The organism is Streptomyces sp. BA2 (genome assembly GCF_009769735.1).
In the GTDB taxonomy this organism is placed as follows: domain Bacteria; phylum Actinomycetota; class Actinomycetes; order Streptomycetales; family Streptomycetaceae; genus Streptomyces.
Genome location: NZ_WSRO01000002.1, coordinates 4,826,829 through 4,844,038, shown reverse-complemented (window position 1 = coordinate 4,844,038; position 17,210 = coordinate 4,826,829). Strand labels below are relative to the sequence as shown.

The following is a 17,210-nucleotide window of genomic DNA, read 5'->3' as shown; positions in this document are numbered from 1 at the left end:
TTCAAGCGGCGGGCTTTAGCGCGCCCCTCTGTGTCTCGCTAGCGCTCGACCTCGCCCTTGATGAACTTCTCGACGTTCTCGTACGCCTCGTCGTCGAAGTACTGCACCGGCGGGGACTTCATGAAGTACGAGGACGCGGAGAGGATCGGGCCGCCGATGCCGCGGTCCTTGGCGATCTTCGCGGCGCGCAGGGCGTCGATGATGACACCCGCCGAGTTCGGGGAGTCCCAGACCTCGAGCTTGTACTCCAGGTTCAGCGGAACGTCACCGAAGGCGCGGCCCTCGAGGCGGACGTACGCCCACTTGCGGTCGTCGAGCCACGCGACGTAGTCCGACGGGCCGATGTGGACGTTGTCGGCGCCCATGTCACGGTCGCGGATCTGCGAGGTGACGGACTGCGTCTTCGAGATCTTCTTGGACTCGAGGCGGTCGCGCTCCAACATGTTCTTGAAGTCCATGTTGCCGCCGACGTTGAGCTGCATCGTGCGCTCGAGACGGACACCGCGGTCCTCGAACAGCTTCGCCATCACGCGGTGCGTGATCGTGGCGCCGACCTGCGACTTGATGTCGTCACCGACGATCGGGACGCCCGCCTCGGTGAACTTGTCGGCCCACTCCTTGGTGCCGGCGATGAAGACCGGAAGGGCGTTGACGAAGGCGACCTTGGCGTCGATGGCGCACTGCGCGTAGAACTTCGCGGCGTCCTCGGAACCTACCGGCAGGTAGCAGACGAGGACGTCGACCTGCTTGTCCTTGAGGATCTGGACGACGTCGACGGGGGCCTCGGCGGACTCCTCGATCGTCTCGCGGTAGTACTTGCCCAGACCGTCGTGGGTGTGGCCGCGCTGGACGGTGACGCCCTTGTTCGGCACGTCGCAGATCTTGATGGTGTTGTTCTCGCTGGCGCCGATGGCGTCAGCGAGGTCGAGCCCGACCTTCTTGGCGTCCACGTCGAACGCGGCGACGAACTCGACATCGCCGACGTGGTACTCGCCGAACTGGACGTGCATCAGGCCCGGGACCTTGGTGTCCGGGTCTGCGTCCTTGTAGTACTCGACGCCCTGGACCAGCGAGGCGGCGCAGTTGCCCACGCCGACGATGGCTACGCGAACCGAACCCATTCCGGTTGCTCCCTGTGTGATCTGTGTATTCCGGATGAGACCCTGCGGACCGCGGGGCCTCACTTGGCGGTGTCATCGGACGGATCCGGCGGCGGGTTCATGTCCCGCCGCCGGGGCAGGCCGCCCGACTCCCCAGATGTGCTGTCGTGCTGAGCGGAGCTGTCCGGGGCGGACCGTTGCTGGTCCCGCCCCGCGCGCTCGCTCTCGATGAGCTCGTTCAGCCAGCGCACTTCGCGCTCCACGGACTCCATTCCGTGCCGCTGCAGCTCAAGCGTGTAGTCGTCCAGGCGCTCCCGAGTACGGGCCAGGGAGGCGCGCATCTTCTCCAGACGCTCCTCGAGGCGGCTGCGACGCCCCTCGAGCACCCGCATGCGTACGTCCCGCGATGTCTGCCCGAAGAAGGCGAAGCGGGCGGCGAAGTGTTCGTCCTCGTACGCGTCGGGGCCGGTCTGTGAGAGCAGCTCCTCGAAGTGCTCCTTACCTTCCGCCGTCAGCCGATAGACGATCTTGGCGCGGCGCCCGGAGAGGGGGGCCGCGAGGGCCTCCTCCGGGGTGCCGCCCGATTCCTCGATCAACCAGCCGTTGGCGACCAGCGTCTTGAGGCAGGGGTAGAGCGTCCCGTAGCTGAAGGCGCGGAACACTCCCAGCGATGTATTGAGCCGTTTTCGCAGCTCATAGCCGTGCATCGGGGACTCGCGCAGCAGGCCGAGCACGGCGAACTCGAGGATGCCGGAGCGTCTGCTCATCTTCGCCTCCCGTCTGCCAGCGTCTGTCGACACGGTCTTTATGCCGAGCTGATGTATCGACTCGATACATCGAGACGATAGAACGGCCTTCCTGCTGGGGCAAGGGGGGAAACGGTGAACGGCATCACATCACCGATTCGTAGGAAGTAACTTGCCTGATTTGGGGTGAACTTCTGCCCTAAGAGGGTTTTGACGGTGCGTAGTCTGTGCGCCATGCAGACCGCCGGGAACCAAGTGACGCGTGAGGGCGTCGTTGTCCCTGGTGTAGTGCGGATGAGCGCTGAGAAGGGCGCATCCGTACTTCGGGGGGACCGGAAACCAGCCGCCGTTTCCAGGCGCGGATACCTGCGCCTGCCCGAGGAGTAATCGTTCGATGAGCGAGCACCGTCGCAAACCGCCGCAGCCGCAGGGCGGCGGACGCGCCGCGGCCAGACGCGGCGTCCCAGGCGCGTCGTCGGGTCGCCGCGCGGCACCGCGTGGCGCCACTGGATCGCCCACTTCCTCAACCGGTTCGCACGGATCAGGGGCCCCTGACGACGGGGACCGTTCCTACGGCGGCCGTGCCGAGGCCCGTCGTGCCGCGCAGCGCAGTGGTGCTGTCGGCGCGGGCGGAGGCCGCCGCAGAGCGGCCGAAGGAGCCGGTGCCGGGCGCGGAGGCGCCGGTGGCGGCGGTCGGCGCGGCGGTGGTGGCCCGAACGGGCCGGGCCGCGGCCGAGGCCGTGGCGGTCATGAGCCCCGCAAGAAGCGGTTCATCGACTACCCGCGTGCGAACAAGGATGGTCTGCGGCGCTGGGTTCCGTCCTGGCGTCTGGTCACCGGCCTGTTCGTCGGCCTCCTCGGCAGCCTGATGGCGATCACGGGGATCGCGTACGCCTTGGTGGAGGTGCCGAAGGTCGACGAAGCGGCCAAGGCGCAGAACAACGTCTACTACTGGGCCGACGGCAAGCAGATGGTCGCGACCGGCGGTGAGACGAACCGCCAGATCATCGACTTCGACAAGATCCCCGTGGCGATGCGCACCGCCGTCATCTCGGCCGAGAACAAGACGTTCGAGGACGACAAGGGCGTCGACCCCATGGGCATCACGCGTGCCCTGGTCAACATGGCCAAGGGCGGCGAGACCCAGGGTGGCTCGACCATCACTCAGCAGTACGTGAAGAACGCGCGCCTGGGAGACCAGTCGCAGACGTTCACGCGTAAGTTCAAAGAGCTCTTCATCTCCATAAAGGTCGGCCGGACGGTCTCCAAGGAAGACATCATGGCGGGGTACCTCAACACCGCCTACTACGGCCGCGGGGCCTATGGCATCCAGGCCGCCGCCCGCGCCTACTTCGACAAGGACGCCGCCGACCTGAACCCCAGCCAGTGCGCGCTCCTGGCGACGGTCCTCAAGGGCGCCACGTACTACGACCCGGCGGGCTCCCCCGAGGTCGACCCGGCGGCCTCTCGGGAAGCCAACACCGAGCGGGCCACCAAGCGCTGGAACTGGATCCTCGACGAAGAGGTCAAGGACGGTCACCTGACCGCCGAGGTCCGGAACAAGTACAAGGAATTCCCGAGGCTGCACAACCCTCGCTCCAACGCTCAGCTGGGTGGTCAGGTCGGATACCTGGTCGACCTTGCCAAGGCCTACGTGATCAACAATAGCGACGGCCAGATCACGGCCAACGACCTCCAGCAGGGCGGCTACGAGATCCACACGACCTTCGACAGGACCAAGGTCAAGGAACTCGAGAAGTCCGTGGAGAAGGTCCGCAAGGCGAAGATCAAACCCAAACAGCGTCCTGACAAGGACACGCACGTCCAGTTCGGTGGCGCGTCCGTGAATCCCAAGAACGGGGCGATCGAGGCCATCTACGGCGGTGAGGACGCGACCAAGCACTTCACCAACAACGCGGACCAGACCGGTGCGCAGGTCGGCTCGACGTTCAAGCCCTTCGTGCTGGCAGCGGCGTTCAAGGACGGGACGCGCGCCAAGGACGGGCCGGAAGTCCAGGACGAGACTCAGCGCACGATTGTCAACCCCAAGAGCCTCTACAGCGGCAAGAACAAGCTCAAGATCAAGAACTACAACGACAGCATCTGGACGGACCGAGAAGGCAAGGAATGGCTGCAGACCAACGACGGTGACCAGTCGTACAACGCGCCGACCTACCAGATCGACCTCCGTGAAGCGATGCGGGAGTCCGTCAACTCGGCCTATGTGCAGCTCGGCATGGACGTCGGCCTGGACAAGGTGAAGGAGGCTGCCATCGCTTCCGGCATCAAGGAGAACAGCCTGGCCAGCGCCAATTACCCATCCTTCTCCCTCGGTACGTCCTCTCCGAGCGCGATCCGCATGGCCGGCGCGTACTCCACCTTCGCGTCCAGCGGCAAGCAGAACGATCCGTACTCGGTCAAGAAGGTCGAGCACAAGGGCAACACCGTCTACCAGCACGAGTCGCAGACCAAGCGCGCCTTCGACGAGTCGGTCGCCGACAACGTCACCGACGTGCTCAGGACCGTCGTCGAGAAGGGCACGGGCACCTCGGCCCAGCTGAGCGGCCGCCAGGTGGCGGGCAAGACCGGTACGACCGACGGCAACAAGTCCGCCTGGTTCGTCGGGTACACCCCGCAGCTTTCCACCGCGATCAGCATGTACCGCCTCGACGACAACGAAGGGAACAAGAAGCGCGAGTTCCTGGAGATGTTCGGTACGGGTGGCGAGGAGAAGATCCACGGTGCCTCGTTCCCCGCGCAGATCTGGCAGGACTACATGGAGCAGGCCCTGAAGGGCGCTCGTGTGGAGAACTTCCCCGTGCCGGACCCGATTGGTTCGGTCGTCGGTGAGACCCCGCCGCCCGCTCCGAGCCCGACCCCGTCGAAGACCGAGGAGCCGGAGAAGTCCCCCTCGCCGAGCCCCTCGGATACCGGGCCGTCGCCGAGCCCCTCAGAAACCCCCGACCCCGGTGAGTCCTGTGCCGACTGGGACTGGCAGTGCAACAACAACGGAGGTGCGTCCGAAGGTGGGGACACCGACGGCAGTACCGGCGGGGAGTCGCCACCGGCCACCGATGAACCGACAGGTGGCGGAGGCAACAACGGAAGCGGCAACGGAGGCTGGCTCGGGGGCCCGGACGGCTGACCTGCTTCCCTGTGCGGGTGTTTCACGTGAAACACCCGGTTTCACGTGAAACATGCGCCGCTGAGCGCTGACGAGGGCCGCCACACCGCACCGGTGTGGCGGCCCTCGTCGTGTTCTCAGGCGCGTACGGCAGGATGTGCGGCATGCCCAGTGCAGAGACGACGCGCACGAGCGTGCACAAGACCACCAGTGCGCAACAGCCGGAGCCCGTACGGCCGACCAAGGAGGATGAGGTCGCCGCGGCCGGCAGCGAGCTGATCGGTGGACCCATCGGCCGCAGAGTGCTGTACGCGGCGACATGGTGGACTCCCGTACGCGTCATCGCGCTCGTGGCCATCGGGATGTTCGCGCTCGGCATGGTGCAGAAGATGCCGTGCTACGACGGCGCCTGGTTTCAGGGCGCGAGCTCGCAGTACACGCACGCCTGCTACTCCGACATCCCGCACCTCTACCAGGGGCGTGGTTTCGCCGACGGGCTCGTGCCCTACTTCGACAAGCTGCCCGGCGACATGGAGTACCTCGAGTACCCGGTGCTGACCGGTGTGTTCATGGAGGTGGCCTCCTGGCTGACACCGGGCAGCGGCAGCATCCAGCACCAGGAGAAGTTCTACTGGATGGTCAATGCCGGGATGCTGATGGCCTGTACGGCGGTCATCGCCGTCTGTGTCGCCCGCACTCACAGGCGCCGCCCCTGGGACGGCCTGATGGTCGCCCTGGCACCCGCCTTCGCGCTGACGGCCACCATCAACTGGGACCTGTTCGCCGTTGCTCTCACGGCTGCCGCGATGCTGATGTGGGCGCGCGGGGGGACGTTCTCCGCGGGCGTCCTGCTGGGCCTGGCGACCGCCGCGAAGCTCTACCCGGCGCTGCTCCTGGGGCCACTGCTCATCCTGTGCTGGCGGGCAGGGCGCTGGCGGCCGTTCCTCATGACGGCCGGGGCCGCGGTGGGGGCCTGGCTCGTGGTGAACCTGCCGGTGATGATCACGCATGACGCGACGGGCTTCCACATCCGCGAGGGCTGGGCGAAGTTCTACACCTTCAGCCAGGAGCGGGGCGTCGACTTCGGCTCGTTCTGGCTGATCCTCTCGCAGCGCATGGACGACCCGCTGTCCACGGACACGGTCAACACCTTGGCGACGGCGCTGATGCTGCTTGCCTGCCTCGGGGTCGGAGCACTGGGACTGACCGCACCGCGCCGCCCGCGCTTCGCGCAGCTCGCCTTCCTGGTGGTCGCCGCGTTCATCCTCACCAACAAGGTCTACTCGCCGCAGTACGTACTGTGGCTGATTCCCCTCGCAGCGCTGGCCCGGCCGCGCTGGCGTGACTTCCTGATCTGGCAGGCCTGCGAGGTCGCGTACTTCCTGGGGATCTGGCTGTACCTCGCGTACACGACAAGCGGAGACGCTCACAAGGGACTGCCGACCGAGGGCTATCAACTCGCCATCGTGGTCCACCTGCTGGGGACGCTGTACCTGTGTGCCGTGGTCGTACGCGACATCCTGATGCCGGAGAGGGACCCGGTGCGGCGGTCCGGGGACGATGACCCCTCAGGGGGCGTCCTGGACGGCGCACAGGACGTCTTCGTCCTCGGTCAGGCGGCCCATCCGCCGCGGCACGCGGTGCACGCCACCGAGGCGCCCCAGGTGCGATGGGGGACGACGTCGGGCGACGTTTCGCCCTGAGCGAACAGGCCGCTGGGGTGGTCGGGAACGACTGAGGGCCAGGAACGACTGATGGGCCGGGAACGCCTGAAGGGCCAGGAACGACGACTGTCGCTCCTGGCCCTTCAGTCTGTTCAGTCTGTGGTCGTTCCGGCCGCGATCAGCGGTCGACGATGCGGTCGAACTGCGTGGTGGTGTGGCGCAGATGGGCCACCAGCTCCTCGCCCACCTTCGGCTCCGGAGCGTCCGAGGGTACGAAGAGGATGGAGACCTGCATGTGCGGCGGCTCCGCGAACCAGCGCTGCTTGCCGCCCCAGACGAACGGCGAGAGGTTGCGGTTGACGGTCGCGAGGCCCGCGCGGGCCACGCCCTTCGCACGCGGCACCATGCCGTGCAGCGCCTTCGGGGCCTCCAGGCCGACGCCGTGCGACGTGCCGCCCGCGACGACGACCAGCCAGCCGTCGGACGCGACCTTCTGCTGGCGGTAGCCGAAGCGGTCGCCCTTGGTCACCTGCGTGACATCCAGGACGGCGCCGCGGTACTCGGTGGCCTCGTGGTCACCCAGCCACAGATGCGTACCGATGCGCGCGCGGAAACGCGTCTGGGGGAACTGCTGCTGCAGGCGGGCGAGTTCGTTGGCCTTGAGGTGGCTGACGAACATCGTGTGCAGCGGAAGACGGGCAGCACGCAGCCGGTCCATCCAGCCGATGACCTCCTCGACGGCATCCGAGCCGTCGGTGCGGTCCAGCGGCAGGTGGATCGCGAAGCCCTCGAGCCGCACGTCCTCGATGGCCGCGTGCAGCTGTGAGAGCTCCTGCTCGCTCACGCCGTGCCGCTTCATCGAGGACATGACCTCGATGACGACGCGGGCGCCCACGAGGCCGTGTACGCCGTCCAGGGACGACACGGAGCGGATGACGCGGTCGGGCAGCGGCACGGGCTCCTCGCCCCGCCGGAACGGGGTCAGGACCAGCAGGTCACCGCTGAACCAGTCCTTGATCCGGGCGGCTTCGTACGTGGTGCCGACGGCGAGGACGTCGGAGCCGAAGCGGGTCGCTTCTTCCGCGAGGCGCTCATGACCGAAGCCGTAGCCGTTGCCCTTGCAGACCGGGACGATTCCCGGGAACTGCTCCAGCACGTGCTTGTGGTGTGCCCGCCAGCGCGCGGTGTCGACATAGAGCGTGAGCGCCATGGCCGGATCCCGGAACCTTTCTCGTGGCTGCGGTGTATCAGAGGTATGAAGACTATTCGTGGTTGCGCGAATTGTGCCGGGGCGGTGCGGTCAGCGACGCGACATGTAGATGTCGAGCGCCTTGTGGAGCAGCTTGTTGAGCGGGAAGTCCCACTCGCCGATGTACTCGACAGCCTCTCCACCCGTGCCCACCTTGAACTGAATCAGTCCGAAGAGGTGGTCCGTCTCGTCCAGAGAGTCGGAGATGCCCCGCAAGTCATAGACGGTGGCGCCGAGCGCGTAGGCGTCCCGGAGCATCCGCCACTGCATCGCGTTCGAGGGCCTGACCTCACGGCCGATGTTGTCCGACGCGCCGTAGGAGTACCAGACGTGCCCGCCGACGACGAGCATCGTCGCCGCGGACAGGTTCACGCCGTTGTGCCGCGCGAAGTACAGCCGCATGCGGTTGGGGTCCTCGGAGTTGAGGGCCCGCCACATCTGCTGGAAGTAACCCAGCGGCCGCGGACGGAACTTGTCGCGGACCGCGGTGATCTCGTAGAGGCGCTGCCATTCGGCGAGGTCCTCGTAACCGCCCTGGACGACCTCGACGCCGGCCTTCTCAGCCTTCTTGATATTGCGTCGCCACAGCTGGTTGAAGCCCTTGAGGACCTCGTCCAAGGAGCGGTTGGCCAGCGGGACTTGGAAGACATAACGCGGCTGTACGTCACCGAAGCCGGCGCCGCCGTCCTCGCCCTGCTGCCAGCCCATCTTGCGCAGCCGGTCGGAGACTTCGAAGGCACGCGGCTCGATGTGCGTGGCCTCGACGTCCCGCAGTCGCTTCACGTCCGGGTTCTGGATGCCGGACTTGATCGCGGGAGCGTCCCAGCGCCGGATGACGACCGGCGGGCCCATCTTCACGGAGAAGGCGCCCTGCCGCTTCAGATGCGCGAGCATCGGCTGCAGCCAGTCGTCCAGGTTCGGGGCGTACCAATTGATGACCGGGCCCTCGGGAAGGTAGGCGAGGTAGCGCTTCACCTTGGGCAGCTGGCGGTAGAGCACCAGGCCCGCACCGACGAGTTCGCCGGTCCGGTCGTCGAACCAGCCCAGGTTCTCCGAACGCCATTCACTCTTCACATCCGCCCATGCCGGGACCTGGCAATGACTTGCCGACGGCAGGCTCTGGATATACGCCAGATGCTGCTCGCGACTGATGGTCCTCAGGGTCAGACTCATTCGGGGCGCTCCTCGGGCTGGTGTGTCCCCATGGGTACAGGGGCTCCGGCTCTCGCGCCGAAGCCTACTGTGCCCCGAGAGCGCCCCGTCTGGGCGTACGGAACCTTGGCCCCCGCCCTATGCGCGGCGGGGGCGTCGAGGGGCGGCTACCAGAGCCCGCCGAAGAGTCCGCCGTGGGCCATACCCAGGAAGAATCCGATCGCCGATGCGCCGAGGCCGAGGATCAGGCCGAAGCGCTCGCGGGTCGTCTCGGAGATGAACTGTCCCCACGCACCCGTGGCGATCCCCACCAGGCCGGCCCATGAGCTGAGCAGGTGGAGGTTGTGGAACATCGCCGAGACGAAGGCGATCGCACCCAGGATCAGGGTCACGCCGAGCAGCGTGTCCTGCAGGGGATGGGCCTTGCCGTCCGTGGCGAAGAGAGAGCCGGCGCTGTTCGGTCGCAATGTCTGTGCCATAAGGCACCTCCTGCGGAAGGCGGCGCACTGTAGCGCCATACACACCCGATGTGTACAGATTCTGCCCTTCCGCGGCCGGATTTCAACCGGAAGCCCAGGTGCGGGTACTCTGTACCGTCTGCACCGGTGTCTGCCCAGGCCATGGCAGGGACTCCCGATCGGTCTACTGATCGGGGAGCCCGATTGTCAGTGGCTGCCGATACCGTTGCGTACGCATCACGACCCTCCTGCCACGGAACGACCGTGGCCGCTGAGTCCAAAGGAGGTGGGTTCCACATGCGTCACTACGAAGTGATGGTCATCCTCGACCCCGATCTCGAGGAGCGCGCTGTCTCCCCGTTGATCGAGAACTTCCTCTCCGTCGTCCGTGAGGGCAACGGAAAGGTTGAGAAGGTCGACACCTGGGGCCGTCGTCGTCTCTCGTACGAGATCAAGAAGAAGCCCGAGGGCATCTACTCGGTCATCGACCTCCAGGCCGAGCCTGCGGTCGTCAAGGAGCTCGACCGCCAGATGAACCTGAACGAGTCGGTCCTCCGGACCAAGGTCCTCCGTCCCGAGACCCACTGAGCTTCGTAGCTCAGCGGTACTCGGGATCCGAGTAGCAGCAGCAAAAGCAGCCAGCAGCAAACCCGCCGAGAGGTTCCCCCATGGCAGGCGAGACCGTCATCACGGTCGTCGGCAATCTTGTCGACGACCCCGAGCTGCGCTTCACCCCGTCCGGTGCGGCGGTCGCGAAGTTCCGTGTCGCGTCCACTCCCCGCACCTTCGACCGCCAGACCAATGAGTGGAAGGACGGCGAGAGCCTCTTCCTCACCTGCTCGGTCTGGCGTCAGGCGGCGGAGAACGTCGCGGAGTCGCTTCAGCGAGGCATGCGCGTCGTCGTGCAGGGCCGGTTGAAGCAGCGGTCCTACGAGGACCGTGAGGGCATCAAGCGCACGGTCTACGAGCTGGACGTCGAGGAAGTCGGCGCCAGCTTGAAGAACGCCACGGCCAAGGTCACCAAGACCACCGGCCGAGGCGGCCAGGGCGGCGGATTCGGCGGCGGCGGTGGCGGCGGCCAGCAGGGCGGCGGCAACTGGGGCGGCGGCTCCGGTGGCGGTCAGCAGCAGGGCGGCGGCGGTGCTCCCGCCGACGACCCCTGGGCGACCGGTGCGCCGGCCGGCGGCGGCCAGCAGGGCGGCGGCGGTGGCTGGGGCGGAAGCTCCGGCGGCTCCGGCGGCTCCTCTGGCGGCGGCTACTCGGACGAGCCCCCCTTCTAGGCCTCAGGGCCAAGGGTGGGCCGTTCCCACACTTCTTGATCACACAGGAGAAACACCATGGCGAAGCCGCCTGTGCGCAAGCCTAAGAAGAAGGTCTGCGCATTCTGCAAGGACAAGGTCACGTACGTGGACTACAAGGACACGAACATGCTGCGGAAGTTCATTTCCGACCGCGGCAAGATCCGTGCCCGCCGCGTGACCGGCAACTGCACGCAGCACCAGCGTGACGTCGCCACGGCCGTGAAGAACAGCCGTGAGATGGCGCTGCTGCCCTACACGTCCACCGCGCGATAAGGGAAGGGTGACTGACTAATGAAGATCATCCTCACCCACGAGGTCTCCGGCCTCGGTGCCGCCGGCGAGGTCGTAGACGTCAAGGACGGCTACGCCCGCAACTACCTGATCCCGCGGAACTTTGCGATCCGCTGGACCAAGGGTGGCGAAAAGGACGTCGAGCAGATCCGTCGTGCTCGCAAGATCCACGAGATCGCGACCATCGAGCAGGCCAACGAGGTCAAGGCCAAGCTCGAGGGCGTCAAGGTCCGTCTGGCCGTCCGCTCCGGCGACGCCGGTCGTCTCTTCGGTTCCGTCACCCCGGCTGACGTCGCTTCGGCGATCGAGGCTGCCGGTGGTCCGAAGATCGACAAGCGCCGTGTCGAGCTGGGCTCGCCGATCAAGACGCTGGGCGCCCACGTGACGTCCGTGCGTCTGCACCCCGAGGTTGCCGCTCAGGTCAACATCGAGGTCGTCTCCGCCTAAGCACTGCGCTTGGCAGAGCTGAAGCAACCGTTGGGCCGCACCCTCAGGGTGCGGCCCAACGTGTTTCACGTGAAACAGCCGCCGTGAAACAGCGGGTCAGGCTCAGCGGGTGGCGCCGGTGACGATCCAGTGGCCGGAGCGTGTGCGCAGCCAGAGGGTCACCATGCGGACCGCCATCATCAGGGTCATCGCTGCCCAGACGGCGGTCAGTCCGCCGCCGAAGGTCGGCACGAGGAGCGCCGCCGGAGCGAAGACCGCCAGTGTGGCCAGCATCGCCCAGGCCAGATACGGGCCGTCTCCCGCGCCCATCAGGACGCCGTCAAGGACGTAGACGATGCCGCAGATCGGCTGGGAGATGGCCACCACCACAAGTGCGGGCAGGGCCGCGTCCTGGACGACGGAGTCGCTGGAGAAGAGCGGGATGAACAGCGGCCGGGCGAGGACGACAAGCCCGCCGAGCACGACCCCCGATGCGATGCCCCACTGCACCATGCGGCGGCAGACGTCGCGCGCGCCCTGGGGATCGTTCGCGCCCAGGTAGCGGCCGATGATCGCCTGGCCGGCGATGGCGATGGCGTCGAGTGCGAAGGCCAGCAGGCTCCACAGGGACAGGATGATCTGGTGGGCGGCCACATCGGCGTCGCCGAGGCGGGCCGCCACCGCGGTCGCGATCATCAGAATCGCCCGCAGTGAGAGCGTACGGACGAGGAGTGGTGCGCCCGCTTGGGCGCAGGCTCTGATGCCGGCGGCGTCGGGGCGCAGGGAGGCGCCGTGGCGTCTGGCTCCGCGGACGACGACGAAGAGGTAGACGGCGGCCATCGCGCACTGGGCGATGACGGTGCCCCAGGCGGAGCCGGCGATGCCCAGGCCGGCTCCGTAGACGAGGACCACGTTGAGGACGCCGTTGGCGACGAAGCCGCCGATCGCCACGTACAGCGGGGTCTTCGTGTCCTGCAGTCCGCGCAGGACACCGGTGGAGGCGAGCACGACGAGCATGGCGGGGATGCCGAGCGAGGAGATACGGAGGTACGTGATCGCGTACGGTGCCGCGGTGTCCGATGCTCCGAAGAGCTCCACGAGCGCGGGCGCGGTGGGAAGGACGACGGCGATGACGGCGGCGCCGAGCAGGAGGGCGAGCCAGACGCCGTCCATGCCCTGGCGGATGGCGGCCTGCAGATCACCGGCGCCCACCCGGCGGGCTACGGCGGCCGTGGTCGCGTAGGCGAGGAAGACGAAGACGCTCACGGCGGTGGTGAGGAGCGCCGAGGCGACGCCGAGTCCGGCCAGTTGTGCGGTGCCGAGATGGCCCACGATGGCGCTGTCGGCCATCACGAAGAGAGGCTCGGCGACGAGTGCGCCGAAGGCGGGAACGGCGAGGGCGATGATCTCTCGGTCATGCTGTCGCCGAGCGGCCTTGGTCGCCGCGGGAGCCTGCGTCATGGACACCAATCTAATCTTCCACAGGTAAGAGATGCAATGCCATTAAGACCCTTACCTGGTCTCGAGTCGGACACTCTTCGGGACGCTGTTCGGCAGGATCTTGGTCCGACTGGGGAAGTTTTTCTTCTGCACAGCCGGTGGATGCGAAACGTGCAGGTCAGGGCGTGTTTATAGAGAAGGCTGAGTGCTTGTTCACAGGGCTGTCCACCGAGCCGTGCACAGGTTTGGCGGGGTTCTCCACAGCAACGCGCCCGTCATCCACACCGCCTGTGGATAACCAGATTGGCTGACGGTGGCCACGGGCCTACCGTAGGGCGGCGCCCCCCTCGTGATCCTGCCTCGGAAAGCCCGTAAATCCGACGCGTCAGAACCGGAGTTGGGCCGCTTATTTGTCAGTGTCGTGCCGTAAGAAAGAGGGGCACGGCTAGGTCCGCGCGGCGGACATGAGGGAGGTGGCCCGGTGAGTATTTCCGAGCCCTTGGACGACCCCTGGGCCGACAGCGGTCCCGGTGACCGTCTGCCCGCCTCCCGACAGCGCCGCGACGGAGGCCGAGGCCGCGACGAGCAGCACGACCGCGGTCGTGAAGGCGGCGGCTGGGACGGCGGAGGCACCGCCTTCGAACGCGTACCGCCGCAGGATCTCGATGCCGAGCAGTCCGTGCTCGGTGGCATGCTGCTCTCCAAGGACGCCATCGCCGATGTCGTCGAGGTGCTCAAGGGCCACGATTTCTACCGGCCCGCGCACGAGACGATCTACACGGCGATCCTCGACCTGTACGCCAAGGGCGAGCCGGCCGACCCGATCACGGCGGCGGCCGAGCTCACCAAGCGCGGTGAGATCACCAAGGTCGGCGGCGCATCGTATCTGCACACGCTGGTGCAGACGGTGCCGACGGCGGCGAACGCCGAGTACTACGCGGAGATCGTTCACGAGCGTGCGGTCCTGCGCCGCCTCGTCGAGGCGGGCACGCGCATCACCCAGATGGGATACGCGGCCGACGGCGACGTCGACGAGATCGTCAACAGCGCCCAGGCAGAGATCTACGCGGTCACCGAGCAGCGAACCAGCGAGGACTATCTGCCGCTCGGCGACATCATGGAGGGCGCGCTCGACGAGATCGAGGCGATCGGTTCGCGCAGCGGTGAGATGACCGGTGTGCCGACGGGCTTCACCGATTTCGACTCGCTGACGAACGGTCTGCATCCTGGCCAGATGATCGTCATCGCGGCCCGTCCCGCCATGGGTAAGTCCACGCTGGCGCTCGACTTCGCGCGCGCCGCGTCCATCAAGCACAACCTGCCCAGCGTCATCTTCTCCCTGGAAATGGGACGCAACGAGATCGCGATGCGTCTGCTGTCCGCGGAGGCGCGGGTGGCGCTGCACCACATGCGCTCCGGCACGATGACGGACGAGGACTGGACGCGGCTCGCGCGCCGGATGCCCGAGGTCTCGGCGGCCCCGCTCTACATCGACGACTCCCCGAACCTGTCGATGATGGAGATCCGCGCCAAGTGCCGCCGCCTCAAGCAGCGCAGCGACATCAAGATGGTGATCATCGACTATCTGCAGCTGATGCAGTCCGGTGGTTCCAAGCGCGCCGAGAGCCGCCAGCAAGAGGTCTCGGACATGTCGCGAAACCTGAAGCTGCTCGCCAAGGAGCTCGAGGTCCCGGTCATCGCGCTCTCGCAGCTCAACCGTGGCCCCGAGCAGCGCACGGACAAGAAGCCCCAGGTCTCCGACCTGCGTGAATCCGGCTCGATCGAGCAGGACGCGGACATGGTGATCCTGCTGCACCGCGAGGACGCGTACGAGAAGGAGTCACCGCGCGCGGGGGAGGCGGACATCATCGTGGGCAAGCACCGTAACGGCCCGACGGCGACGATCACGGTCGCCTTCCAGGGGCACTATTCGCGCTTCGTGGACATGGCGCAGACGTAGCGGTTCCGGGTCCGTGACTCCCGGACGGCGCTCAGCGCCTCGTCTCGTACCTGGTCAGGATCACGCCGCAGGGAAACGTCCGCGTCTCCACCAGGTTCAGGTTCACCCAGCTGTCCAGCGCGGTGAAGAACGGCGTGCCGCCGCCCACCAGGACCGGCGCGGTGGCCAGCACGTACTCGTCGATCAGCCCGGCCCGCATGGCCGCCCCGGCGAGCGTCGCGCCGCCGATGTCCATCGGGCCGCCGTCCTCGGCCTTGAGCCGGGTGATCTCGGCGGCCGCGTCGCCGGTGACCAGGCGGGTGTTCCAGTCGACCTTGTCGATCGTCGAGGAGAACACCACCTTCGACATGTCCCGCCAGCGGTGCGCGAACTCGATCTCCGCCGGGGTGGCGTTGGGCTGTTGGTCGCCGGTCGGCCAGTAGGAGCTCATCGTCTGCCACAGCTTGCGCCCGTAGAGCGACAGGTCGGTCGCCTGCAACTGGTCGGACCAGAACTGGAACAGCTCGTCGCTCGGCACGCTCCAGCCGATGTCGTCGCCGGGCGCGGCGATGTAGCCGTCCAGGGTCAGGTTCATGCCGAAGATCAATTTCCGCATGGCGCCAGCCTTCCGTGAGGAGGTCTCACGCGTATAGACCGGCACGGAGCGGGAAACTCATCGGCGGCGAGACCCTCCACCGTCGTAGCAGTTTCGTTCCGGCGGTACGTCAGGACAGGTGCCGCAAGGTCTTGCCGAGGGTGGCCATGCCCTCGGCGATGTCGGTGGCGGTGGGAGCGGCGTAGCCGAGTACCAGGCCGGGGCGGTGCGGCCGTTGGCTGTGCCAGGACAGGGGCTGGACCTTCACGCCGCGGGCCAGGGCTGCCGCCGCGAGGTCGGTGTCGCGGAAGCCGGCGTCGAAGGTGATCGTCAGGTGCAGGCCCGCCGCGGCGCCGTGCACGAGGGCCTGCGGCAGATGAGTGCTCACCGCGGCGATCATCGCGTCCCGGCGGCGGCGGTGGCGGCCGCGCAGGAGACGCAACTGGCGTTCCAGGGCGCCCGATTCCATCAGCTGGGCCAGGACGAGCTGGGGCAGGACGGCGTTGCCGAGGTCGGCGAAGCGCTTGGCGGCGACCAGCGCGTCCCGGTACCTCGGCGGCGCGAGGACCCAGCCGATGCGCAGCGCCGGAGCGAGCAGCTTGGACACGCTCCCGGCGTAGCAGACGTGCTCGGCGAGCAGGGAGCGCAGGGCGGGGACCGGAGCGCGGTCGTAGCGGTGCTCGGCGTCGTAGTCGTCCTCGATGATGAGCCCGCCCCGCTCGGTGGCCCAGCGCATCAGGTCACGCCGCCGTTCACCGCCGAGCACCACGCCCGTCGGGAACTGGTGCGCCGGAGTCAGCAGCACCGCGGGGGCGTCCGTGGCACGCAGCTCGTCGACGCGGATGCCGTCGGCGTCGACCGGGACCGGTGGGGTGGCGAGGCCGCCGTTGCGCAGATGCTGGCGGGCGCCGAGCGAGCCGGGGTCCTCCACGGCTACCGCGCGGATGCCGTCGCCGTGCAGCACCTGGCCGAGCAGGGTGAGGGTCTGGGCGGTGCCCGCGGCGATGACCACGTCGCCCGGGTCGGCGCGGATGCCTCGGTTGCGGGCCAGCCAGTCGGCGACGGCGATCCGCAGCGCCGGGGCCCCGCGCGGGTCTCCGTAACCGAAGTCGGACGCCGAGAGCTCCTTGAGTACGGTGCGTTCGGCGCTCAGCCACGCGGTGCGGGGGAAGGCGGCGAGATCGGGCATGCCGGGCGAGAGATCGATCCGGGCCGGGGCGGATCGCAGCGCGTCGAAGACATCCGTGCCGGGCGGGGCGGCGAACAAGACACTCGGGGGCGGCGGAGGCGGGTCCGCGGGCGCCTCGGGCCGGGCTTTCGCCGGTGCGGCGACCACTACCGTGCCGTTTCGCCCCCGCCCGGCGACGTGTCCGTCCTCGCTCAGGCGCTGGTAGGCCTCGGTGATGACGCCGCGGGACACGCGGAGTTCGCCCGCGAGGACGCGGGTGGCCGGGAGCCTGCTGCCCACCGGCAGGCGGCCGTCCGCTATCGCGAGGCGCAGGTGCCGGGCCAGCCAGTCCGCGCGGCCACCCGCCGGGGCGTCGTCGATGTTCAGCTGGAGGAAGTCGGCACCGGCCGGTGCCTCGTACGTCGCGGATCCTTGGGGCGGGGACTCTGCCGCGTCGGTTGCGGATCCCGGGCCCTGGGACCCTGCCCCGTTCGTTATGGACTGGTCAGTGGCGCTGTCATTGGACCTGTTCACCGGGCCATAGTGGCACCAGGGTG

Annotated in this window: 16 protein-coding genes; 7 read left to right on the top strand and 9 right to left on the bottom strand. The window is 67.7% G+C overall.

Annotated features, from left to right (window positions below):
• Positions 1 to 38: 38 nt before the first annotated feature.
• From E5671_RS24535 to E5671_RS46385, 3 genes are all read right to left on the bottom strand, one after another.
• A complete protein-coding gene (locus tag E5671_RS24535) occupies positions 39 to 1,121 on the bottom strand; it encodes an inositol-3-phosphate synthase (protein ID WP_160506096.1) in 1,083 nt (360 codons plus the stop codon).
• Between the two features lie 59 nt (positions 1,122 to 1,180).
• Positions 1,181 to 1,867, bottom strand: a complete 687-nt coding sequence (locus E5671_RS24530) for a PadR family transcriptional regulator (RefSeq protein ID WP_160506095.1) — start codon at positions 1,865 to 1,867, stop codon at positions 1,181 to 1,183.
• A 520-nt stretch (positions 1,868 to 2,387) separates the two neighbouring features.
• Positions 2,388 to 2,597, bottom strand: coding sequence for a hypothetical protein (locus E5671_RS46385; protein ID WP_237330231.1), 210 nt, complete (start codon positions 2,595 to 2,597; stop codon positions 2,388 to 2,390).
• A 117-nt stretch (positions 2,598 to 2,714) separates the two neighbouring features.
• Between E5671_RS46385 and E5671_RS24525 the strand changes: the two genes are divergently transcribed.
• On the top strand, positions 2,715 to 4,991 hold the full coding sequence (locus tag E5671_RS24525; RefSeq protein WP_237330230.1) for a transglycosylase domain-containing protein: 2,277 nt from the start codon (positions 2,715 to 2,717) through the stop codon (positions 4,989 to 4,991).
• Between the two features lie 134 nt (positions 4,992 to 5,125).
• A complete protein-coding gene (locus E5671_RS24520; protein ID WP_160510388.1) occupies positions 5,126 to 6,673 on the top strand; it encodes a glycosyltransferase family 87 protein in 1,548 nt (515 codons plus the stop codon).
• Positions 6,674 to 6,812: 139 nt separating this feature from the next.
• Here E5671_RS24520 and E5671_RS24515 read toward each other — a convergent pair whose 3' ends face one another.
• The 3 genes from E5671_RS24515 to E5671_RS24505 form a co-directional block, all read right to left on the bottom strand.
• Entirely contained in the window at positions 6,813 to 7,844 is a 1,032-nt protein-coding gene (locus E5671_RS24515; protein WP_160506093.1) for an alanine racemase, read from the bottom strand.
• Positions 7,845 to 7,934: 90 nt separating this feature from the next.
• Positions 7,935 to 9,056, bottom strand: a complete 1,122-nt coding sequence (locus E5671_RS24510; protein WP_160506092.1) for a lipid II:glycine glycyltransferase FemX — start codon at positions 9,054 to 9,056, stop codon at positions 7,935 to 7,937.
• A gap of 146 nt (positions 9,057 to 9,202) precedes the next feature.
• On the bottom strand, positions 9,203 to 9,514 hold the full coding sequence (locus E5671_RS24505) for a hypothetical protein (protein ID WP_160506091.1): 312 nt from the start codon (positions 9,512 to 9,514) through the stop codon (positions 9,203 to 9,205).
• 276 nt (positions 9,515 to 9,790) lie between these two features.
• On the opposite strand from E5671_RS24505, the gene rpsF reads away from it, so the two are divergent.
• From rpsF to rplI, 4 genes are all read left to right on the top strand, one after another.
• Entirely contained in the window at positions 9,791 to 10,081 is a 291-nt protein-coding gene (gene rpsF / locus E5671_RS24500; protein ID WP_006604399.1) for a 30S ribosomal protein S6, read from the top strand.
• A gap of 80 nt (positions 10,082 to 10,161) precedes the next feature.
• Positions 10,162 to 10,773: a single-stranded DNA-binding protein gene (locus E5671_RS24495; protein ID WP_160506090.1), complete on the top strand. Its 612-nt coding sequence runs from the start codon at positions 10,162 to 10,164 to the stop codon at positions 10,771 to 10,773.
• A 57-nt stretch (positions 10,774 to 10,830) separates the two neighbouring features.
• On the top strand, positions 10,831 to 11,067 hold the full coding sequence (gene rpsR / locus E5671_RS24490; protein ID WP_003949403.1) for a 30S ribosomal protein S18: 237 nt from the start codon (positions 10,831 to 10,833) through the stop codon (positions 11,065 to 11,067).
• A gap of 18 nt (positions 11,068 to 11,085) precedes the next feature.
• Positions 11,086 to 11,532, top strand: a complete 447-nt coding sequence (gene rplI / locus E5671_RS24485; protein WP_160506089.1) for a 50S ribosomal protein L9 — start codon at positions 11,086 to 11,088, stop codon at positions 11,530 to 11,532.
• Positions 11,533 to 11,634: 102 nt separating this feature from the next.
• Here the strand turns inward: rplI and E5671_RS24480 are convergent, their stop codons facing one another.
• Complete coding sequence (locus E5671_RS24480) at positions 11,635 to 12,972, bottom strand: MATE family efflux transporter (protein ID WP_160506088.1); 1,338 nt, start codon at positions 12,970 to 12,972, stop codon at positions 11,635 to 11,637.
• Positions 12,973 to 13,432: 460 nt separating this feature from the next.
• Between E5671_RS24480 and dnaB the strand changes: the two genes are divergently transcribed.
• A complete protein-coding gene (gene dnaB / locus E5671_RS24475; RefSeq protein WP_160506087.1) occupies positions 13,433 to 14,911 on the top strand; it encodes a replicative DNA helicase in 1,479 nt (492 codons plus the stop codon).
• A 31-nt stretch (positions 14,912 to 14,942) separates the two neighbouring features.
• Here the strand turns inward: dnaB and E5671_RS24470 are convergent, their stop codons facing one another.
• Positions 14,943 to 15,506, bottom strand: coding sequence for a dihydrofolate reductase family protein (locus E5671_RS24470; protein WP_160506086.1), 564 nt, complete (start codon positions 15,504 to 15,506; stop codon positions 14,943 to 14,945).
• A 109-nt stretch (positions 15,507 to 15,615) separates the two neighbouring features.
• Positions 15,616 to 17,187 (bottom strand): MocR-like pyridoxine biosynthesis transcription factor PdxR, encoded by a 1,572-nt coding sequence (pdxR, locus tag E5671_RS24465; protein WP_443032686.1) that lies wholly within the window; start codon positions 17,185 to 17,187, stop codon positions 15,616 to 15,618.
• Positions 17,188 to 17,210 lie beyond the last annotated feature (23 nt).